Below are 20,531 nucleotides of genomic sequence, written 5' to 3'. Positions count from 1 at the left end.
GATGGCTGCCAAACTGAAAAAAGGTGACAACGTGGTCGTTCTGTCCGGCAAGGACAAGGGCCAAAAAGGCACGATCACCAGTGTTGACCCGAAATCCGGCAAGGCCGTGGTTGAGGGCGTCAACATGGCCATCCGCCACACCCGTCAGAGCCAGACCAGCCAAGGCGGTCGCATCCCCAAGGCGATGCCGATCGATCTGAGCAATCTGGCGATTGTCGACAAGAACGGCAAACCGACCCGCGTCGGGTTCAAGATTGAAGGCGACAAGAAAGTTCGCTTTGCCAAGACCACGGGGGACGTGATCGATGCTTGATACCGCAGCCTATACCCCGCGCCTCAAGGGTCATTTCCGTGAGGTCATCAAGCCTGCTCTGAAAGAAGAGTTCGGCTATAAGAACGACATGCAGATCCCGCGTCTGGAAAAGATCGTGCTCAACATCGGCTGTGGCGCCGAAGCTGTGCGTGACTCGAAAAAGGCGAAGTCGGCTCAGGAAGATCTGAGCACGATCGCTGGTCAGCGCGCTGTCGTCACCACGGCACGCAATTCCATCGCTGGTTTCCGTGTTCGCGAAGACATGCCCTTGGGGACCAAGGTCACGCTGCGCGGCGACCGCATGTATGATTTCCTTGACCGTCTGATCACTATCGCAATGCCGCGTATCCGCGACTTCCGCGGTGTGTCCGGAAAGTCGTTCGATGGGCGTGGCAACTATGCCATGGGCATCAAGGAGCATATCATTTTCCCCGAGATCAACTTCGACAAGGTCGACGAAGTTTGGGGGATGGACATCGTCATCGCAACCACGGCGAAGACCGACGCTGAAGCCAAGGCGCTGTTGAAGCATTTCAACATGCCCTTCAACAGCTGAGCCGGGGGAGGATAGATTTATGGCTAAGAAAGCAATGATCGAGCGCGAAAAGAAGCGCCAGATTCTGGTGGATCGTTTCGCCAAGAAACGCGCCGCGCTGAAGGTGATCATCAACGACCAGAGCAAGCCGATGGAAGAGCGTTTCCGCGCGTCCCTCAAGCTTGCTGAACTGCCGCGCAACAGTTCGGCCACACGGCTGCACAACCGGTGCCAGCTCACGGGTCGTCCGCATGCGTATTACCGCAAACTCAAAGTGTCCCGGATTATGCTGCGCGAGCTTGGCTCGGCTGGTCAGCTGCCCGGCGTCGTGAAATCGAGCTGGTGAGGAGGTCAGAGATATGAACGATCCTATCGGCGATATGCTCACCCGTATCCGCAACTCGCAGATGCGCGGCAAGTCCACGGTCATGACCCCCTCGTCGAAAATGCGCGTGCGCGTTCTCGATGTGTTGGCCTCCGAGGGCTATATTCGTGGCTATGAGATGACCAAGGATGCCAATGGCCATCCTGCCATCGAAATCAGCCTGAAGTATTACGAAGGCACCCCTGTCATTCGCGAAATGAAGCGGGTTTCCAAACCCGGTCGTCGCGTCTACCTGGGCGTCGATGACATTCCGCAGGTCCGTCAGGGTCTGGGTGTGTCGATTGTCTCCACCTCCAAGGGTGTGATGTCGGATGCAGCCGCGCGCGCAGCCAATGTTGGCGGCGAAGTGCTCTGCACTGTCTTCTAAGGAGGCTCAGACATGTCACGTATCGGCAAACAACCCGTGGCTCTGCCGGATGGCGTCAGCGCGACGCTCTCTGGACAGACGATCGAAGTCAAAGGCCCCAAGGCGACCAAGACATTCACCGCGACGGATGATGTTACCATCACCATCGACGGCAGCGTTATCTCGGTCACGCCGCGCGGCAAATCCAAGCGCGCCCGTCAGCAGTGGGGGATGACCCGCACGGTCATCGCCAACATGGTGCACGGTGCCAAGGATGCCTTTAAGAAAGAGCTTGAGATCCGCGGTGTGGGCTATCGTGCCCAGATGGTGGGCAATGTGCTCAAACTGAACCTCGGCCTCAGCCATGACGTCGATTTCCCCATTCCGGAAGGTGTGACTGTTACCGCGCCCAAGCCCACCGAACTGGTGGTTGAGGGTACGGATAAGCAGCTCGTTGGACAGGTCGCGGCGAATATCCGCGACTGGCGACGCCCCGAGCCCTACAAGGGCAAAGGCATTCGCTACAAAGGCGAGTATATCTTCCAGAAGGAAGGCAAGAAGAAGTAAGGACGCGACAGATGGCAAACAGCAAAAGAAAACTGTTCCTCAAACGCCGCCTGCGCGTTCGGAACAAACTCCGCAAGGTCAATGCAGGGCGCGTGCGCCTCAGCGTTCACCGCTCCAACAAGAACATCAGCGTGCAGCTGATCGACGACGTCAACGGTGTGACGCTCGCCGCTGCCTCGACCCTCGAAAAGGATCTGGGCATGGTGGGCAAGTGCAATGTGGAGGCGGCCGCCAAGGTCGGCACCACGATTGCCGAACGGGCCCAGAAGGCCGGTATCACCGAGGCCTATTTCGATCGGGGCGGCTTTTTGTTTCACGGGCGTGTCAAGGCAGTTGCCGACGCCGCGCGTGAAGCTGGCCTGAAGATTTAAGGAGACGAGAGAATGGCAAGAGAAGACAACCGCCGCGACCGTCGCGAACGCGAGGAAGCCCCGGAATTCGCCGATCGTCTCGTCGCGATCAACCGTGTGTCGAAAACTGTAAAGGGCGGTAAGCGCTTTGGGTTTGCTGCACTGGTGGTCGTAGGCGATCAAAAGGGCCGCGTCGGCTTTGGCAAGGGTAAGGCCAAGGAAGTTCCCGAGGCGATCCGCAAGGCCACCGAAGCTGCCAAGCGCGCAATGATCCGCGTGCCGCTGCGTGAGGGCCGGACCCTGCACCATGACATGGAAGGTCGCCATGGCGCCGGCAAGGTCGTGATGCGCACAGCACCGCACGGCACCGGCATCATCGCCGGTGGTCCGATGCGCGCCGTGTTCGAGATGTTGGGTGTTCAGGATGTGGTCGCGAAATCGACCGGGTCGCAGAACCCCTACAACATGATCCGCGCCACGCTGGACGGTCTCAAGAAAGAGACCAGCCCGCGCATGGTGGCGCAGCGTCGTGGCAAGAAGGTGGCCGACATCCTGAAAAAGGGTGACGAAGCGCCGGTTGCCGAAGCGGCAGAAGCGTAAGGAACCGGACAAATGGCAAAAACCATCGTCGTCAAGCAGATCGGCAGCCCGATCCGCCGTCCCGAAGATCAGCGTCAGACCCTCATCGGTCTGGGGCTCAACAAGATGCACAAGACCCGCGAGCTTGAGGATACCCCCTCGGTGCGTGGCATGGTCAACAAGATCCCGCATCTGGTGAAGATCATCGAAGAACGCGGCTAAGGCGGTGCGCCATCCCGGCGCAGCCTAAGCAGACCCAAGAGAACGCCCCGGCCATAATGGTCGGGGCTTTTTTTGTGTGCTGACTTGGATCATCCTTTAGTCGCGTCCGACCAGAATCATCGGCACGGTCAGGGGCCGGGCATGATAGGTTGAAACTTGGGGTAGGTCCCAGGTTCGAGGTCTCGGGCCTTTGACCTGCCTATCCGCATCGCTTTGAGGAGGAAGGCCGATGTCTGACAAATGTTCCGGTGGTTGCGACCACATTCACACCCAAACGACCCATGCACCGATCGACAATCACACCTGTCACTGTTCCGTCTGCAAGAGCGTGACGGGTCAGGACACGACCCATGTGGTGTTCTACAACCACGGTGATGTTGTGGTCGATAACGAGGCCGGGCTGAAGCGCCAGCCGTTCAACGCCATCAATCCCGATGGCCCGCTCGAGCTGTGCACCTGCGGCACTTGCGGCGCGCCGATCATGCTCGATGACAAACAGCACCGTATTCGTGTGATCGTGCCCAATCTGATGGGCTATGGCGATCAGATTGGTGCGGCCAGCTATCACGCGTTCTATGATCCCGCAACCGGCGTGCCCAAGCCGTCGGATGGTCGGCCTGTGCATGCGGCGCTGCGGCCGGATTTTGTCTGGCCAGATCCGTCCTGATCTGTGGCGTGGTCGGGGCTGTCTCAGCCCCGGCCGTGCGGTGCCTCAAAGTCTGGGGTCGGATTGATCGGAATGATCCGGTTCGGGTTGATGGTCGCGTGGCTGTAGTGGTAGTGGCGCACGATGTGGTCGAAATTGACCGTCTCGGCCACGCCCGGCCATTGATAAAGCTCGCGCAGATAGCCCCAGAGATTGGGATAGTCGATGATCCGGGCCCGGTTGCACTTGAAATGCAGGTGATAGACCGGGTCGAACCGGATGAGGGTGGTAAAGAGCCGCCAGTCGGCCTCGGTTATGCGGTCCCCCATCAGGTAGCGGTTCCTGCCGAGACGGTCTTCGAGCCAGTCGAGGCTATCGAACAGTGGATGCACGGCGCTGTCATAGGCGTGTTGCGTGGTGGCAAAGCCGGATTTGTAGACGCCGTTGTTGACGGTGTTATAAATCCGCTCGTTGACAGGTTCGATGGCGCTGCGCAGATCCTCGGGCCAGAGATCGAAGCTGTTGCCGGTGATCCCGTCAAAGGCCGCGTTGAACATGCGGATAATCTCGGAGCTTTCGTTTGAAACGATGGTTTCGCGCTCTTTGTCCCAGAGAATCGGCACGGTGACGCGGCCTGAAATCACCGGATCGGCCTTGAGATAAATGTCACGGGCGTAGGGCAGGCCATAGAGGCGGTCGCCTGTGGCTCCGGGAAAGTCGGTGCCAAAGGTCCAGCCTTCCGACAGCATGTCGGGATGCACGACAGAGATATCAATGTGATCCGCCAGCCCCTTGAGTGCCCGAAAGATCAACGTGCGATGCGCCCAAGGGCAGGCGAGCGAGACATAAAGGTGATAGCGTCCGCTCTCGGCCTTGAACCCCGCTTTGCCGGTTGGGCCCGCGCTGCCGTCGGGGGTGATCCAATTGCGGAACTTTGCCGTTGAGCGGACGAATGCACCGTCCGTTGATTTGGTATCATACCAGACGTCTTGCCATTCTCCGTTGACCAGTTGGCCCATGTTGATTTCTCCTCTTACGCCGCAATTTAGGGCTGGTGTTGCGGGCAGGTAATCCGCAACACCGCGCAGCCCCCGTGCAGGGCTGCACATGTCGCGAACGGCGGCAGGCACGGCGTTTCTTAGTTTGCAGCCGTGCGGTGCTGCGCCTATAAGCGGTCCATGACGAAGCCCGCAATCGGGCCGGAAAGGTGTGCGACGATTGGCTGACCCATGTCGGGGGCGGATCGCGCGTCGTCGGGGCCAAGTGGCCCGTCACCCCTTTTCGCCGAGTTGCGCGACAGAGGACAAAGGGGACTGCCATGCGATTTGCCACGAGTTTGACAGCGCTGCTGAGCGGCACCGCTGCCCATGCCCATCCGGGTCATCTGGCCGAGGTGGCGGGGCATGGGCATTGGCTGGGTGCGGCCGCGCTTGGGGCGGCGATTGCTATTGGTCTTTGGTCCGGGCTGCGTGCGCGCAAGGACCGGGCGGCGGAAGAGGCCGAGGGTGAGGCCACCGAAGAAGAGCCGCAGGAGGCATGAGCATGGTCAAGACGGGTGTAATGATCTGCGGGCATGGGTCACGCAGCCAATCGGCGGTGGACGAATTCAGCGTGCTGGCCGAGAAACTGCCGGGCTATCTGCCGGATGACTGGCTGATGGAATATGGTTATCTGGAGTTTGCCAATCCGGTGATCCGCGACGGTCTGGACCGTTTGCGCGCGGCGGGCTGTGAGCGGATTCTGGCAGTGCCGGGGATGCTCTTTGCGGCGATGCATTCCAAGAATGACATTCCAACCGTGCTCAACACCTATGCTGCGACGCATGGTATTGAGGTGCGGTATGGCCGCGAATTGGGGGTGGACCCCAAGATGATCGCCGCCGCCGGGGCGCGGGTACGCGAGGCAATTGACCGCGCCAATGTGAAACATGGCGAGGTCAGCCTGCATGACACCTGCCTAGTGGTGATCGGGCGCGGTGCCTCGGACCCGGATGCCAACGCCAATGTCGCCAAGATTGCGCGTCTTTTGCAAGAGGGTATGGGGTTTGGCTGGTGCGAGGTGGGCTATTCCGGTGTTACCTTCCCCTTGGTGGAACCCTGTCTGCAGCATGTGGTCAAGCTGGGTTACAAGCGCGTCGTGGTATTCCCTTATTTCCTGTTCTCCGGCATTCTGATCGACCGCATCTATGGATTTACCGACCGTGTGGCCGCCGAGCATCCGGGCATGCAATTCGTCAAAGCGGGCTATCTGGGGGATCATCCCAAGGTGCTGGAAACCTTTGCCGAGCGCGTGACCGAGCAGTTGAGCGCCGTGCCGCCGCCCAATTGCGGCACCTGTCAGTATCGCACCCAGATCCTTGCCATTGAGGGGGGCGCGGTGCAGCGGATCACCCCCGAACAGCGCGCCGCCTTGGCCGAGGCGCAGGGAACGGGGCATCCGGCGTTTGGCGATGTGCCGCCGCCGACATGCGTCATGTGCAAATACCGCACGCAGGTTCTGGGGTTTGAGGCCGAGGTGGGGGCGGTGCAGGAAAGCCATCACCACCATGTCGAGGGGCAGGGTGCCTCTGCGCCCGGTTCGAACGTGGCCGATTGCACGCTCTGCGATACGTTCTGCACCGGGATGTGCCGGTTGGAGGTGCAGGCGCATCATCACCATGGCCATGATCACGATCACGATCATCACCACGATCACGATCATCACCATGGCCACGATCATCACCACGATCACGGGCATGATCACCACCACCATGATCATGACCACCACCACGCGCCCTATCCCCATGCCCAGCATCCGCATGGGCCTGAGAGCGCGCGGCGGGCCAAGATCTGATCCCGGTTTCTTTTTGGTGAGAATACTTCCGCCGGAGCCTGTGACACCGGCCGCAATCGCAAAGGGTTGATTTTGCGTCCCTATGAAAAGAACCCCTCGGCCATCTACGAGATGAGCTTTGCTACCGTGCGCCGCGAGGCGCGGCTGGATCGGTTTGGTCCCGGCATGGAGGCGCTTGCGATCCGGCTCATTCATGCCTGTGGCATGGTCGAGGTGGCGGACAGGCTGGCGTTTTCCGAAGGGGCCTATAGCGCAGGCCATGCAGCCTTGCAGGCCGGTGCGCCGGTGTTTTGCGATTGCGAGATGGTGGGCGCAGGGATCATCCGCCGCTATCTGCCCTGCCAGAATGAGGTGATCGTCACGCTGAATGACCCGCATGTGCCCGGCATCGCGGCGGGGATCGGCAACACGCGCTCGGCGGCGGCGGTGGAACTCTGGGCGGACAGGTTGGAGGGGGCCGTGGTGGCGATTGGCAATGCGCCGACCGCGCTCTTTCACCTCTTGGAACTGCTGGATGAAGGTGCGCCGCGTCCGGCGCTGATCCTGGGCTTTCCCGTGGGGTTTGTTGGCGCGGCTGAGAGCAAGGCCGAACTGGCGGATAACCCGCGCGGTTGTGAATTTGTGGCCCTGCGCGGACGGCGGGGCGGATCTGCGATGGCGAGTGCCGCGGTCAATGCGTTGGCGGCTGGATTGCCGGAGGTGGGCGCATGACGGATCGGGTAGAGCCGTGGCTGCATATCGTGGGCATTGGTGAGGACGGGATGGCAGGACTCTTGCCTGCGACCCGCGCCATTGTCGAGGCAGCAGAGGTGATCGTGGGCGGCGAGCGGCATCATCAGCTGTCCGAAGCTGTCACGGCGGAGCGGATCGCCTGGCCGTCGCCGTTTGATGCGTTGACAGACCTTCTTGCGGGGCTGCGCGGGCGGCGCGTGGTGGTGCTGGCCACCGGTGATCCCCTGTGGTTCTCAGTGGGCGCACGGATCGGTCGGTCGATGCAACCGTCCGAGATTGTTTATCATCCGCAGCTTTCGGCCTTTCAGCTGGCCGCCGCGCGGATGGGCTGGAGCATGGCGGATCTGGAGACGCTGACCGTGCATGGGCGACCTGTCGAGCAGATGATCGCGTTCATTCAACCCGATGCGCGCCTCCTGATCCTGACCACCGGGGCGGAGACGCCTGCGCAGATCGCACAGTTTCTGAGCGCGCGGGGGTTCGGGCAATCGCGCATGACGGTGCTGGCCAATATGGGCGGGGTTGAGGAAGCGCGGTTTGACGGGCAGGCGGAGAGCTGGAACCATGCGGTGCCACCGTTCAATACACTGGCGGTCGAGTGCGTGGCCGCCCCTGATGCCGCGCTGATGCCACGGGTGCCTGGGCTGGCGGATGATCTCTTTCAGCATGACGGCACCATGACCAAGCGTGAAGTGCGTGCTGCCACGCTGGCCAAGCTGATGCCGATGCGCGGAGCCTTGCTGTGGGATATCGGCACCGGCTGCGGTTCTGTTGCGGTGGAATGGATGCGCGGCGCGCGCTATGCCCGCGCCATTGGCATCGAGCCGCGCGCGGACAGGCGTGCGATGGCGGCGGCGAATGCACTGGCGCTTGGTGTGCCGCGGCTGGAGTTGATCGAGGGGCGGGTGCCCGAGGCCTTGGCCGGGCTTGACGCCCCCGATGCGGTGTTCATCGGCGGCGGGTTGTCTGAGGCGGTGTTTGACGCGGCGTGGGCCGCGTTGCGCCCGCTGGGGCGGTTTGTGTGCAATGCCGTGACGCTGGAGAGCGAGGCGGTGCTGGTGGCGCTTTACAAGCGGCATGGCGGCGAGTTGGTGAAATTGCAGGTCAACCGGGCCGAGCCGGTGGGCGGCTTGACTGGCTGGCGGCCACTGATGCCGGTCACGCAATGGAGCCTGATCAAGCGATGAGTGGCGGGCGTCGGAATTGAGTATTTGTGGAACGATGAAAGGCGGGCGCGGGCATGGCTGGTAAGCTCTATGGCGTTGGTCTTGGGCCGGGTGACCCTGAGTTGATGACGCTGCGGGCGCATCGGCTGATTTCGGGCGCGCAGGTTGTGGCCTATCCGGCCTTGGCGGGGGGCAAGAGTTTCGCGCGCGCGATCGCCGCGCAGGCGATTGCGCCGGAGGCGCGCGAGATCGTGATGGATGTGCCGATGAGCGTCGAGCGGGCCCCGGCGCAGGCGGCCTATGACCGGGGGGCTGCGGAAATTGCCGAGGCATTGGACGCAGGCCAAGATGTGGTCTGTCTCTGTGAGGGCGATCCGTTCTTTTATGGGTCGTTCATGTACCTCTTTGCCCGGTTGAGTGGCCGCTACGAGGTCGAAGTGGTGCCCGGTGTGACCTCGATTGCCGCCTGTGCCGCGCGGGCAGGGCGCCCGCTGGTGGCGCGCAATGAGCGGTTGACCGTGCTGCCCGGCCCCTTGCCCGAGGCGGAATTGCGGGCGCGCATCGAGGGGGCGGAGAGTGTCGCCATCATGAAGGTGGGGCGCCATTTGCGAAAGGTCCGGGCAGTGATCGGGGATTTGGGTTTGACCGCGCAGGCGGTTTATGTCGAACGCGCGAGTCTGGCTGAGGAAGTGGTTTGTCCTTTGGCGCAAGCCCCGGAAAAGGCTCCGTATTTTTCAATGATCTTGCTCACGAAAGGGGCCGATCCATGGCTGTGAGACCTGTTGTTCTGGCGTTGAGCCGGTCTGGTGAGGCGGTGGCGCATCGCGTGGCGGAATTGATTGGCGGCGATGTGCACGGTCGCGAAGGTCGTGTGGCGCGCGCCGAGGCGTGGTTTCCCAATGCGCTGGATCATGCGCGCGATCTTTTCGCCGCAGGGGTGCCGGTGGTGGGGGTCTGTGCGAGCGGCATTTTGATTCGCGCGGTTGCCCCCATGCTGAGCGACAAGCGTGGCGAGCCGCCGGTGGTGTCTGTCAGTGACGACGGGGCGGTGGTGGTGCCGCTCTTGGGCGGGCACCGCGGGGCCAACCGGCTTGCGGCGGTGATTGCCGAGGGGCTGGGCGCCGTGGCAGCGGTGACGACGGCGGGCGATGTGGCCATGGGGGTGGCGCTCGATGCGCCGCCTTTGGGGTATCATTTGGCCAATCCCGGTGACGCCAAGGCCGCGATGGCGGCGCTGTTGGCGGGAGAGGGCGTGCGCGTCACTGGCGAGAATATATTTGATATCAATGATGTAGGCGGCGCTGTCGAGTTGGTGGTGAGCGAGGCGCCGGTTGCCGGAGACGACAAACGCTTGGTTTATCATCCGCGGCGCTATGCGCTTGGTCTCGGCTGTGCGCGGGGTTGCGCGACTGAGGAATTGTGGGATCTGGTTTGCCGAACGCTGGAGGAGCAAGGGATTGCGGCGGGGGCGGTGGCCTGTGTCGCGTCGATTGATCTCAAGGCTGACGAAGGTGCCATGAATGCGGTGGCGCGGCGGTTGGGTGTGCCGTTCCGCCTGTTCAATGCGGCGGAGCTGGAGGCCTTTGCGGGGCAGTTGGCGAACCCGTCCGAGGTGGTGTTTGCTGAGGTCGGATGCCATGGGGTGTCCGAGGGGGCAGCGCTGGCCTGTGGTGGGCAACTGGTTGTAGAAAAAAGAAAAACTGCCAATGCAACCTGTGCGCTGAGCCGCTCGGAGACGGTTATTACCGAGATGCCGGGACGGGCGCGGGGGCGGTTGAGCGTGTTGGGCATCGGCCCCGGTCAGGCGAGTTGGCGGACGCCGGAAGTCTCTCGTCTGGTGGCGGAGGCGGATGAGTTGGTGGGCTATGGCCTCTACATCGACCTCTTGGGGCCACTGGCGGCGGGCAAGGCGCGCAGCGATTTCCCGCTGGGAGGCGAGGAGGCGCGGTGCCGCTATGCGCTGGAACAGGCTGGGCAAGGAAAGAACGTTGCGCTGATTTGTTCTGGAGATGCAGGCATTTACGCGATGGGGGCGCTGGTTTTCGAACTCTTGGACCGCGGGCCGGAGGCGCAGGGCGTGAGTGACGCGGCGCGGCGGGTAGAGGTTGTCTGCTCGCCCGGTGTCTCGGCGCTTCAGGCGGCGGCGGCGCGGGCGGGGGCACCGCTTGGGCATGATTTCTGCACGATTTCGCTCAGTGACTTATTAACTCCGCGAGAAGATATCATTCGGCGGTTGAATTCTGCGGCGGAGGGCGATTTTGTGATCGCTTTCTACAATCCGGTGTCCAAGACGCGGCGGACTTTATTATCCGAGGCGCGGGATATTTTGTTGAAACATCGCCCCGCCGATACGCCTGTGCTGCTGGCAAGCTCATTGGGGCGACCGGAAGAATCCTTGCGTTACAGGTGCTTGGCCGATTTGCAGGTGGATGAGGTGGATATGTTAACGGTGGTTCTGGTGGGGTCCTCGAACAGCCGTCTGGCGCAATTGGGCGAGGGGCCGCGCATGTTCACGCCGCGCGGCTATGCGCGCAAGATTGATGGCGATCTGGCCGAGGTCAGAACAGGGAAGGCATTGAAATGACGGTCTATTTCATCGGTGCAGGGCCGGGCGATCCGGAGCTTTTGACGAAGAAGGCGGAGCGCATCATCGGGCAATGCCCCGTCTGCCTTTATGCCGGGAGCCTTGTGCCGGCCGAGGTTGTGGCCGGTGCGCCCGAGGGGGCGCTGGTCATGGACACCGCGCCGATGACGCTGGAGGATACCCACGCGGTCATTTTAGACAGCCATACCAAGGGCTTGGACGTGGCGCGGGTGCATTCAGGCGATCCGTCACTCTATGGTGCGATTGCCGAACAAATTCGTAAACTTCGGGCTGACGGGATTGATTATCAGATCATTCCGGGGGTTCCGGCCTATGCGGCGGCGGCGGCGGCGCTGGGGCAGGAATTGACCATGCCAGAGATCGCGCAAAGCATTGTTTTGACACGGGTTTCCATGAAATCCACATCCATGCCCGAGGGCGAGACGCTGGAAAATTTCGCGCGCACCGGGGCGACGCTGGCGATTCACCTTGGAATCCGTAACCTGCGGGAAATACACAGAATTTTGGCGCCTTACTATGGGGATGACTGCCCCGTGGTGGTGGCCTATCGGGTGGGGTGGCCGGATCAGATGTTTATCCGGGGCACGCTTGCAGACATTCACGCCAAGGTACGAGCCGAGAAAATCACGCGTACTGCGTTGATTCTGGTGGGAAAAGTGCTGGGTGAAATCGCTGATTTCAAGGATAGCGCGCTCTATGATCCGGGCGTGCCGCATGTGTTGCGGCCCAAGGTGGCGGCGAAGGCGTAGACCTTACGCTTTGTAAGGTTTGTCAGGGGATTTTGTAAGGTGCCCCAAGCGCCTCGCGCGGCGGATCGCCACCCCGCAGGTCGGCGACCGCGCGGCTGAAGGAAAGCCGATGCGCTCGTGAAATTTCATTTGATTTTTTCACGGAATCGGCGCAGCGTGAAAATTGAGCGGAAATTTTCACGAGTCCTTCTATGCAGCAAACCGAGATCAACGCAATGCGCAGCCTTGGCGCGGATCTGCGCGCCTTGCGCAAGGCGCGTGGGCTGACGCTGGCGGCGCTGGCCGAAATGCTGGGGCGGTCGGTGGGCTGGCTGTCTCAGGTCGAGCGTGATCTGTCGGAACCGTCGATCAGCGATCTGCGGCAGGTGGCCGAGGTGCTGGGCGTGCCGATGTCGTTGCTCTTTGGCCATGCGAGCGCGCCCGCCGAGGAACAGGGCTATGTGGTGCGCGCAGGCGCGCGACGGCCGATGGGATCGGGCGAGGAAGGGTTGATCGAGGAGCTTTTGTCCCCGGACCTGACCGACGATTTCGAGGTGATCCATTCGACCTTTCGGCCCCGGTCCAAGATGCAGCGCCCGGCGCAGCGCCCGACGCAGGAGGTCGGCTATATCCTGTCGGGGCGGCTGGATCTGAGCATTGGCGGGCGCAAATTCACCGTTGGCCCCGGCGACAGTTTCCGGTTTCGCGGTGAGCCCTATGGTTGGGCCAACCCCTATGACACACCTTGCGTGGCGATCTGGGTGATCGCCCCGCCGGTTTATTGAGGGGGCGGGGATGAGTTTTCACGCCTGGACCGTGTTTGCCCTGTTCTGGGTGGTGTTTGTCACCACGCCGGGGCCGAATGCGGTGAATTGCATCACCAATGGCATGACGATCGGGTTTCGGCGCAGCCTCTGGGGGGTGTTGGCGATCCTGACGCAGGCGACGCTGTTCCTGAGCCTGTCGGCGGCGGGGATCACGGCGCTGATCGCGGCCTCGCCTCTGGCGTTTCAGGTGGCCAAGCTGATCGGGGCGGGGTTTCTGATTTACCTCGGGGTGCGCGGCTGGATACTGGCGCGCAGGCCGGTTGCGGCGGGTGCGGCACCGGGTGGGTCGGTCTATTGGCGGGCCTTGGCGATTGCCACGATCAACCCCAAGAGCGTGGCGGGCTATCTGGCGGCGTTTTCGCAGTTCGTGCAGCCCGATGTGCCGATTGGTGCGCAGATGTGGGTGATTTTCCCCACGGCGCTGAGCCTGACGACGCTGAGTTATCTGGGCTACACCGCGCTCGGGGCGGGCCTTGGCCGGGCAGCACTTGGGGCTGTGTTCAATGTCTGGCTGCGGCGGGGGATGGCCGCCTGTTTCGTGATCTATGGCGTAGCGCTGGGCAGCGCCGTAACTCCGGGGAGGGGATGATGCACAAGGGATCGTGTCTGTGTGGGGATGTGACATTTACGGTGAAGGCGGCACCGAAAGGCGCGAGCGTGTGCCATTGCGGGCAATGCCGCAAACAGTCGGGGCATGTCTGGGCCTCGGCCTATGTGGCGCGGTCGGATTTGAGTATTTCCGGACCGGTGAAATGGTATGCCGCGAGCGAGATTGCGGAGCGTGGGTTTTGTCCCAAGTGCGGCTCGTTCCTGTTCTGGGCCGCGCATGATGAGGACACCATGAGTTTCGCGCTGGGGGCGCTGGAGGCGCCGACCGGGTTGCGGTTGGAGAAGCACATCTTTGTCAAGGACAAGGGTGATTATTACGACATCGCGGACGGCGTGCCGCAAAGGGATTGAGGGAGAGGGACATGGCGGAATTTCCGGGCACGGCGCGGGTCGTGATCATCGGCGGGGGCGTGGTGGGCGCGTCCTGTCTCTATCATCTGGCCAGGGCGGGCTGGACCGATTGCGTTCTGTTGGAAAAGAACGAGTTGACCGCTGGCAGCACATGGCATGCGGCGGGCAATGTGCCGACGTTTTCAACAAGCTGGTCGGTGATGAACATGCAACGCTATTCCACCGAGCTCTATGCGCGGCTGGGGGCGGAGGTGGATTATCCGATGAATTACCATCAGACGGGGTCAATCCGTCTGGCGCATAGCCGCGAGCGGATGCAGGAGTTTGAGCGCGCGCGGGGGATGGGCAAGTATCAGGGGATGAACCTTGATATTCTGGGCGTGGACGAGATCAAGGCGCGTTACCCGTTTCTGGAAACGCATGACCTGCAAGGCGCGCTCTATGATCCCAATGATGGCGATATTGATCCCGCGCAGGTGACGCAGGCGCTGGCCAAGGGCGCGCGGGACATGGGGGCGACCATTCTGCGGTTCACGCCCGCCACCGGGGTGCGGCGCGAGAATGGCGAGTGGATCGTTGCCACGGAAAAAGGCGAGATCCGCTGTGAGTATGTGGTCAACGCCGCCGGGTATTATGCGCAGCGGGTGGGTGAGTGGTTCAAGCCTTACGGCGGGCGCACGGTGCCGATGATGGTGATGAGCCATCAATACATGTTGACCGATGAAATCCCCGAGTTGGAGGCGTGGAGCCGGGAGGCAGGGCATAAATTGCCGCTTTTGCGCGATGTCGACAGTTCCTATTACCTGCGGCAAGAGAAATACGGGCTGAACCTTGGCCCCTATGAGCGCAATTGCAAGGCGCATTGGGTGCAGCCCGGTGATCCGATGCCGGAGGATTTCAGCTTTCAGCTTTACCCCGACGATCTGGAGCGGCTGGAGTGGTATATCGAGGATGCGATGGCGCGGGTGCCTTTGCTGGGCAGCGCGGGGGTTTCCAAGGTGATCAACGGACCGATCCCCTATGCGCCCGATGGTCTGCCGCTGATCGGGCCGATGCCGGGGGTGCCCAATGCGTTCGAGGCCTGCGTCTTTACCTTTGGCATCGCGCAGGGCGGCGGGGCTGGCAAAGTGCTGGCGGAATGGGTGACGGAAGGGGCCACGGAATGGGACATGTGGGCCTGTGATCCGCGCCGCTATACAGATTACACCGATGCTGAGTATTGCGTGCAGAAGGGGATGGAAGTTTACGGGCATGAATATGCCATGCATTTCCCGTGGCACAGCTGGCCTGCGGGGCGTGACCGCAAGGTGAGCCCGGTGCATGACAAGGTCAAGGCGCTGGGGGGTGTGATGGGGGTCTATAACGGCTGGGAGCGGGCGAACTGGTTCGCGCAAGCCGGCGATGATACCTCAGAGGCGGCGACGCAGACTTGGAACCGGGCGGGGCCGTGGGAGGCGCGTATCCGCGAGGAATGCGAGGCGGTGCGCGATCATTGCGGCGTGCTTGATCTGCCGGGGTTCACGCGACTTTGGATCGAAGGGGCGGGGGCCGATGACTGGCTGCGCGGCTTTGTGACGGGGGGATTGCCCAAGGTCGGGCGGATGAATCTGGTTTATGTCGCTGACACGCGCGGCCGGATCGTGACCGAGTTTTCCTGTCTGCGCCTGAAAGAGGACAGTTTCGTGCTGATCACGGCGGCCACGGCGCAGTGGCATGACGGCGAATTGGTGCGTAACGCGCTGCCCGAGGGGCTGAGCCTGCGCGAAACCACGACCGAGCGCGATGCGCTGTTGCTGGCGGGGCCCAAGAGCCGCGAGATATTGGCGGGGCTGACCGATGCCGATCTGAGCCTGCCGTGGCTGAGCCATCAGCATGCCACTGTCGCGGGGCAAAAGGCGTTTCTGGTGCGGGTGAGTTTCACCGGCGAGTTGGGCTGGGAAATCCATGCCGAGAATGCCGCCATTCCGGCGATCTATGAGGCTTTGACTGGCGCGGGGGTGAAACCCTTTGGCATGTTCGCGCTGAACAGCTTGCGCATCGAAAAGGGCTATCGCGCGTGGAAGGGCGATCTGTCCACAGATTATTCGATGCTGGAGGGGGGCCTTGAGCGGTTCGTCAAATTCGACAAGCCGCAGGCGTTTACCGGTAAGGCGGCGCTCTTGGCCGAGCAACAGGCGGGGGTCAAGAAGCGGTTTGTTACGCTGATCGTGGAGGCCAAGGCCGCCGATGCGCCCTATATGTCGACGCTCTGGCATGACGGGCAAATCGTCGGCGAGACCACATCGGGCGCTTGGGGTTACCGGGTGAATGCAAGCGTGGCCTTGGGCATGCTGCGCGCCGATCTGGCGGTGCCGGGGACGGAGATCGAGGTGGAAATCTATGGCGAGCGCTGTGCTGCGGTGGTGCAGGCGGATGCGCCGCTGTGGGATCCTGAAAACGAAAGGCTGCGGGCATGAGCAGGGTTACATTGCTCGATGGCTCGATCGGGCAGGAGTTGGTGAAACGCTCTGGCGACCGGGCGACGCCGCTCTGGTCGACGCAGGTGATGATCGACCATCCGGATATCGTGCAGGCGGTGCATGACGATTATTTCGCCGCAGGTGCAACGGTGGCCTCGACCAACACCTATGCCGTGCTGCGCGACCGTCTGTCGCGCGTCGGTTTGCAGGATGAGGTGGCGCGGCTGACGGATGTGGCGGTGACGGCGGCGGTGGCGGCGCGCGATGCGCGTGGCGCGGGACGGGTGGCGGGGGCCATTGGGCCGCTGGTGCAATCCTACCGGCCTGATCTCTGCCCGCCTGCGCCAGAGGCGGCGGCGCTCTATGCCGAGAATGTGGCGCTCTTGAAGGATCATGTCGATCTGATCCTTCTGGAAACCATGGCCTCGGTCGATCAGGCGCGGGGCGGGCTCTTGGCGGCCAAGCAGAGCGGCCTGCCGGTCTGGCTGGGCGTGACGGTGATGGACGACGACGGCACGCGGCTGCGCTCGGGCGAGGCGCTGGGCGATCTGGCGCCGCTGGTGGCTGAATTTGCACCCGAGGCGGTGCTGATCAACTGCACGCGGCCCGAATCCGTGGCGGCGGGGCTGGAGATCATGCGCGGTTTTGGCCTGCCTTTCGGGGCCTATGCCAATGGCTTTACCTGCATCAGCGCGGGCTTTCTGGGCGCCGCGCCCACGGTCGATGCGCTGGAGCAACGCAGCGATCTGACTCCGGACGCCTATGCCGAATTCGCCATGGGCTGGGTCGCGCAAGGGGCCAGCATCGTTGGCGGCTGTTGCGAAGTGGGGCCTGCGCATATCGCGGAACTGGCGCGGCGGCTGCGTGCGGCCGGGCACGACATTATCTGAGGCTTTCATCTGGCCGCAAATACCTCGGGGGTGTGGGGGCAGCGCCCCCACCCTCGTCTCTTTCATCATCGTTTCATGGGGTTATAAATGACCGATCTTCCAAATCAGGCCCGCGTGGTCATCATCGGCGGCGGCGTCGTGGGCTGCTCTGTCGCCTATCATCTGACCAAACTGGGCTGGCGTGATGTGGTGCTCTTGGAGCGCAAGCAGCTCACCTCGGGGACCACATGGCATGCGGCGGGGCTGATCGGGCAATTGCGCGCCACGGCCAATATGACGCGGCTCGCGCGCTATTCTGCGGAGCTTTACACCGGGCTCGAGGCGGAGACGGGCGTTGCCACCGGGTTTCGGCAGGTGGGATCGGTGTCGGTCGCGCTGACGTCCGAGCGGCTGGAGGAGCTCAAGCGCACTGCCGCGATGGCGCGGGCGTTTGGCGTGCCGGTCGAGGAGATGAGCCCGGCAGAGATCAAGGCGCGCTATCCGCATATCAGTCTTGACGGGGTCACCGGCGGTGTCTGGCTACCCACCGACGGGCAGGCGGACCCCGCGAATATCGCGCTGGCGCTGGCCAAGGGCGCGCGCAACCGGGGCGCGCGGGTGCAGGAGCGGGTCAAGGTCACGGGGATTGCGCGGGCGGGACGCCGGGTGACCGGGGTCGACTGGCAGGGCGAGGATGGCAGTTCTGGCCATATCGCCTGCGAGATGATCGTCAATTGCGCGGGTATGTGGGGGCATGAGGTGGGCCGGATGGCGGGCACCAATGTGCCGCTGCATGCCTGCGAGCATTTCTACATCGTGTCCGAGCCGATTGCAGGCCTCACGCAATTGCCGGTGCTGCGGGTGCCCGATGAATGCGCCTATTACAAGGAAGACGCAGGCAAGATCATGCTAGGCGCGTTCGAGCCGGTCTCGAAACCCTGGGGGATGGAGGGCATCCCCGAAAGTTTTGAATTTGATCAGTTGCCCGAGGATTTCGACCATTTCGAGCCGATTCTGGAGGCGGCGGTGAACCGGATGCCGATGCTGGCGGAGGCGGGAATTCACACCTTCTTTAACGGTCCGGAAAGTTTTACCCCCGATGATGCCTATCATCTGGGGCTCTGCCCTGAGATGGACAATGTCTGGGTCGCCGCCGGGTTCAACTCGATCGGTATCCAGTCAGCCGGAGGGGCGGGTCATGCGCTCTCGCAATGGATGGACAGCGGCGAGAAGCCCTTTGATCTGGGCGATGTGGACATTTCCCGCATGCAGCCCTTTCAGGGCAACAAGCGCTATCTCTTTGAACGCTCCAAGGAAACCCTGGGCCTGCTTTATGCCGATCACTACCCGTATCGGCAAAAGGCCACGGCGCGCGGTGTGCGGCAAACGCCGTTTCATGCGCAGCTCTTGGCTCAAGGTGCTGTCATGGGCGAATTGGCAGGCTGGGAGCGGGCCAACTGGTATGCTGCACCGGGGCAGGAGCGGGAGTATCAGTACTCGTGGAAGCGGCAGAACTGGTTCGGGAATGCCGGGGATGAGCAGCGGGCCATTCGGACTGCGGTTGGCCTATACGACATGTCGAGTTTCGGCAAGCTGCGGGTCGAGGGGCGCGATGCCGAGGCGTTTCTGAACCATGTCTGCGGGGCGGATATGTCTGTGGCCCCGGGGCGGATCGTCTATACGCAATTCCTGAACGCGCGTGGCGGGATCGAGGCGGATGTGACGGTGACGCGGCTCAGTGAGACCGCCTATCTGGTGGTCACCCCTGCGGCGACGCGGCTGGCGGATGAGACATGGCTGCGGCGGCATCTGGGGGAGCGCGCGGTGGTGATCACTGATGTGACGGCAGGCGAAGGCGTGCTGGCGGTGATGGGGCCAAAGGCGCGGGACCTCTTGCGCGCGGTCTCGCCGGATGATTTCTCGAATGACGCGCATCCCTTTGGTCATGCCCGGCAGATCGAGATCGGCATGGGGGTCGCGCGGGCGCACCGCGTGTCCTATGTGGGGGAGCTTGGTTGGGAAATCTATGTAAGCGCCGATATGTGCGGCCATGTGTTCGAGGTGTTGCACGCGGCGGGTGCGGATTACGGGCTGCGCCTCTGCGGGATGCATGCGATGGACAGTTGCCGGATCGAAAAGGCGTTTCGGCATTTCGGCCATGACATCACTTGCGAGGATCATGTGCTGGAGGCGGGTCTTGGCTTTGCCCTGGCCACCGGCAAGGCCGATTTCATCGGGCGCGCGGCGGTGCTGGCCAAGCGTGAGGCGGGGCTGGAGCGGCGGCTGGTGCAGTTTCGCCTGACCGATCCCGAGCCGATGCTCTATCACAACGAGCCGTTGCTGAGGGATGGCGAGATCGTGGGCTATCTGAGTTCGGGCGCTTACGGGCATCATCTGGGGGCGGCGATTGGCATGGGTTATGTGCCTTGCAAGGGTGAGAGTGCGGAGCAGGTGTTGGCGTCCTGTTATGAGGTCGATGTCGCGGGGGGCCGGGTGAAGGCGGAGGCGTCGCTGAGGCCGATGTATGACCCCAAATCGCTGCGCGTGAAGGCGTGAGAAGGGTGGGGGGCCAGCCCCCCACACCCCCCGAGGTATTTGACGCCAGATGAATGTGGGAGTGGCACAGGCGGGACGGGTCGTGTAAGGCGCGGGCATGACTGAGTATAATCCGCCGACCGATCCGCTTGAGGTGCTGCATGACGATCACGAGATTGTCGTGGTCAACAAGCCTGCGGGGCTCTTGAGTGTGCCGGGCAAGGGCGCGCATCTGGCCGATTGTCTGATGGCGCGGGTGCGGGATGTGTTTCCCACCGCGCTCTTGGTGCATCGGCTGGACCGTGACACCTCGGGCGTGATGATCTTTGCGCTGACGCCCCATGCGCAGCGGCATCTGGGGCTGCAATTCGAGAAGCGGCAGACGCGCAAGACCTATGTCGCGCGGGTCTGGGGGCGGCTGGAGCCGCAGACGGGCGTGGTTGATCTGCCCCTGATCGTGGATTGGCCCAATCGCCCGTTACAGAAGGTCTGTCATGAGACCGGGCGTGCGGCGCTGACCGAATGGCGGGTGCTGCGCGCCAATGACGACGAAAGCCGGGTGCGGCTGAGCCCGCAGACCGGGCGCAGCCATCAGTTACGGGTGCATATGCTGGCCTTGGGCCATGTGATTTTGGGCGATCCGCTCTATGCCAGCGGGGCGGCGCGGGATTTTCCGCGCCTGATGCTGCATTCAGAGGAATTGCGGCTGCGCCATCCGGATGGCGGCGCCGGGGTCAAGTTTCGGGCGGCGGTGCCGTTCTGAGGCCAAAGTGGGTCACGCTGTGGCAGAGGTCGAGCGCGGCGTTGAGGGCGCGTGCTGTTGTCTGGGCCATTTGCGGGAGGATCATCCATTCGAGGGCCCATGCGGTTCCGGA

General features: G+C 62.7%; 24 protein-coding genes. 23 read left to right on the top strand and 1 reads right to left on the bottom strand.

What is annotated here, in order from left to right; genetic code table 11:
- The first annotated feature begins 1 nt into the window (after window position 1).
- The 9 genes from rplX (at window position 2) to ACN0SW_RS18295 (ending at window position 3,964) form a co-directional block, all read left to right on the top strand.
- Window positions 2–313, top strand: coding sequence for a 50S ribosomal protein L24 (gene rplX, locus ACN0SW_RS18335; RefSeq protein WP_417729379.1), 312 nt, complete (start codon window positions 2–4; stop codon window positions 311–313).
- Entirely contained in the window at window positions 306–869 is a 564-nt protein-coding gene (rplE, locus tag ACN0SW_RS18330) for a 50S ribosomal protein L5 (RefSeq protein WP_417729378.1), read from the top strand. Before rplX ends, rplE begins: the two co-directional genes overlap by 8 nt.
- Window positions 870–888: 19 nt before the next feature.
- On the top strand, window positions 889–1,194 hold the full coding sequence (rpsN, locus tag ACN0SW_RS18325) for a 30S ribosomal protein S14 (RefSeq protein ID WP_417729377.1): 306 nt from the start codon (window positions 889–891) through the stop codon (window positions 1,192–1,194).
- A 13-nt stretch (window positions 1,195–1,207) separates the two neighbouring features.
- Window positions 1,208–1,600 carry a 30S ribosomal protein S8 gene (gene rpsH, locus ACN0SW_RS18320; protein ID WP_417729376.1) on the top strand — a complete coding sequence of 131 codons (393 nt, stop codon included), beginning with the start codon at window positions 1,208–1,210 and terminating at the stop codon, window positions 1,598–1,600.
- A 12-nt stretch (window positions 1,601–1,612) separates the two neighbouring features.
- Entirely contained in the window at window positions 1,613–2,146 is a 534-nt protein-coding gene (rplF, locus tag ACN0SW_RS18315) for a 50S ribosomal protein L6 (RefSeq protein WP_417729375.1), read from the top strand.
- A gap of 11 nt (window positions 2,147–2,157) precedes the next feature.
- Window positions 2,158–2,517, top strand: coding sequence for a 50S ribosomal protein L18 (rplR, locus tag ACN0SW_RS18310; protein ID WP_417729374.1), 360 nt, complete (start codon window positions 2,158–2,160; stop codon window positions 2,515–2,517).
- 12 nt (window positions 2,518–2,529) lie between these two features.
- Entirely contained in the window at window positions 2,530–3,096 is a 567-nt protein-coding gene (rpsE, locus tag ACN0SW_RS18305) for a 30S ribosomal protein S5 (protein ID WP_417729373.1), read from the top strand.
- A 12-nt stretch (window positions 3,097–3,108) separates the two neighbouring features.
- Complete coding sequence (gene rpmD, locus ACN0SW_RS18300) at window positions 3,109–3,297, top strand: 50S ribosomal protein L30 (RefSeq protein WP_417729372.1); 189 nt, start codon at window positions 3,109–3,111, stop codon at window positions 3,295–3,297.
- 229 nt (window positions 3,298–3,526) lie between these two features.
- Window positions 3,527–3,964: a GFA family protein gene (locus ACN0SW_RS18295; RefSeq protein ID WP_417729371.1), complete on the top strand. Its 438-nt coding sequence runs from the start codon at window positions 3,527–3,529 to the stop codon at window positions 3,962–3,964.
- A gap of 23 nt (window positions 3,965–3,987) precedes the next feature.
- On the opposite strand, the gene ACN0SW_RS18290 is transcribed toward ACN0SW_RS18295, so the two are convergent.
- Window positions 3,988–4,962 (bottom strand): glutathione S-transferase family protein, encoded by a 975-nt coding sequence (locus ACN0SW_RS18290; protein WP_417729387.1) that lies wholly within the window; start codon window positions 4,960–4,962, stop codon window positions 3,988–3,990.
- A 299-nt stretch (window positions 4,963–5,261) separates the two neighbouring features.
- Here ACN0SW_RS18290 and ACN0SW_RS18285 point away from each other — a divergent pair, with 299 nt between their 5' ends.
- The 14 genes from ACN0SW_RS18285 to ACN0SW_RS18220 all read left to right on the top strand — a co-directional run bounded on the left by ACN0SW_RS18285 (window position 5,262) and on the right by ACN0SW_RS18220 (window position 20,419).
- A complete protein-coding gene (locus ACN0SW_RS18285) occupies window positions 5,262–5,483 on the top strand; it encodes a DUF6732 family protein (RefSeq protein WP_417729370.1) in 222 nt (73 codons plus the stop codon).
- Window positions 5,480–6,775 (top strand): sirohydrochlorin chelatase, encoded by a 1,296-nt coding sequence (locus tag ACN0SW_RS18280; protein ID WP_417729369.1) that lies wholly within the window; start codon window positions 5,480–5,482, stop codon window positions 6,773–6,775. Before ACN0SW_RS18285 ends, ACN0SW_RS18280 begins: the two co-directional genes overlap by 4 nt.
- Window positions 6,776–6,841: 66 nt before the next feature.
- Complete coding sequence (locus ACN0SW_RS18275; protein ID WP_417729368.1) at window positions 6,842–7,486, top strand: precorrin-8X methylmutase; 645 nt, start codon at window positions 6,842–6,844, stop codon at window positions 7,484–7,486.
- On the top strand, window positions 7,483–8,694 hold the full coding sequence (cbiE, locus tag ACN0SW_RS18270) for a precorrin-6y C5,15-methyltransferase (decarboxylating) subunit CbiE (RefSeq protein WP_417729367.1): 1,212 nt from the start codon (window positions 7,483–7,485) through the stop codon (window positions 8,692–8,694). Before ACN0SW_RS18275 ends, cbiE begins: the two co-directional genes overlap by 4 nt.
- Before the next feature lie 53 nt (window positions 8,695–8,747).
- Window positions 8,748–9,449, top strand: coding sequence for a precorrin-2 C(20)-methyltransferase (gene cobI / locus ACN0SW_RS18265; protein ID WP_417729366.1), 702 nt, complete (start codon window positions 8,748–8,750; stop codon window positions 9,447–9,449).
- On the top strand, window positions 9,440–11,257 hold the full coding sequence (gene cobJ, locus ACN0SW_RS18260) for a precorrin-3B C(17)-methyltransferase (RefSeq protein ID WP_417729365.1): 1,818 nt from the start codon (window positions 9,440–9,442) through the stop codon (window positions 11,255–11,257). The genes cobI and cobJ overlap by 10 nt, the downstream gene beginning before the upstream one ends.
- Window positions 11,254–12,027 (top strand): precorrin-4 C(11)-methyltransferase, encoded by a 774-nt coding sequence (gene cobM / locus ACN0SW_RS18255; RefSeq protein ID WP_417729364.1) that lies wholly within the window; start codon window positions 11,254–11,256, stop codon window positions 12,025–12,027. The genes cobJ and cobM overlap by 4 nt, the downstream gene beginning before the upstream one ends.
- 191 nt (window positions 12,028–12,218) lie before the next feature.
- The gene (locus tag ACN0SW_RS18250) at window positions 12,219–12,791 is read left to right on the top strand and encodes a helix-turn-helix domain-containing protein (RefSeq protein WP_417729363.1); all 573 of its coding nucleotides are present in this window, start codon (window positions 12,219–12,221) and stop codon (window positions 12,789–12,791) included.
- 10 nt (window positions 12,792–12,801) lie between these two features.
- The gene (locus tag ACN0SW_RS18245; protein WP_417729362.1) at window positions 12,802–13,422 is read left to right on the top strand and encodes a LysE family translocator; all 621 of its coding nucleotides are present in this window, start codon (window positions 12,802–12,804) and stop codon (window positions 13,420–13,422) included.
- Complete coding sequence (locus ACN0SW_RS18240) at window positions 13,422–13,793, top strand: GFA family protein (RefSeq protein ID WP_417729361.1); 372 nt, start codon at window positions 13,422–13,424, stop codon at window positions 13,791–13,793. Before ACN0SW_RS18245 ends, ACN0SW_RS18240 begins: the two co-directional genes overlap by 1 nt.
- Window positions 13,794–13,804: 11 nt before the next feature.
- Entirely contained in the window at window positions 13,805–16,249 is a 2,445-nt protein-coding gene (locus tag ACN0SW_RS18235; RefSeq protein WP_417729360.1) for a GcvT family protein, read from the top strand.
- Window positions 16,246–17,142: a homocysteine S-methyltransferase family protein gene (locus tag ACN0SW_RS18230; RefSeq protein WP_417729359.1), complete on the top strand. Its 897-nt coding sequence runs from the start codon at window positions 16,246–16,248 to the stop codon at window positions 17,140–17,142. Before ACN0SW_RS18235 ends, ACN0SW_RS18230 begins: the two co-directional genes overlap by 4 nt.
- A gap of 87 nt (window positions 17,143–17,229) precedes the next feature.
- Window positions 17,230–19,677 (top strand): GcvT family protein, encoded by a 2,448-nt coding sequence (locus tag ACN0SW_RS18225; protein ID WP_417729358.1) that lies wholly within the window; start codon window positions 17,230–17,232, stop codon window positions 19,675–19,677.
- A 97-nt stretch (window positions 19,678–19,774) separates the two neighbouring features.
- Window positions 19,775–20,419 carry a pseudouridine synthase gene (locus ACN0SW_RS18220; RefSeq protein ID WP_417729357.1) on the top strand — a complete coding sequence of 215 codons (645 nt, stop codon included), beginning with the start codon at window positions 19,775–19,777 and terminating at the stop codon, window positions 20,417–20,419.
- The last annotated feature ends 112 nt before the right edge of the window (window positions 20,420–20,531 follow it).

Source organism: Roseovarius sp., from assembly GCF_048262375.1.
GTDB lineage: Bacteria > Pseudomonadota > Alphaproteobacteria > Rhodobacterales > Rhodobacteraceae > Roseovarius.
This window is presented reverse-complemented; position numbering and strand designations above follow the sequence as displayed.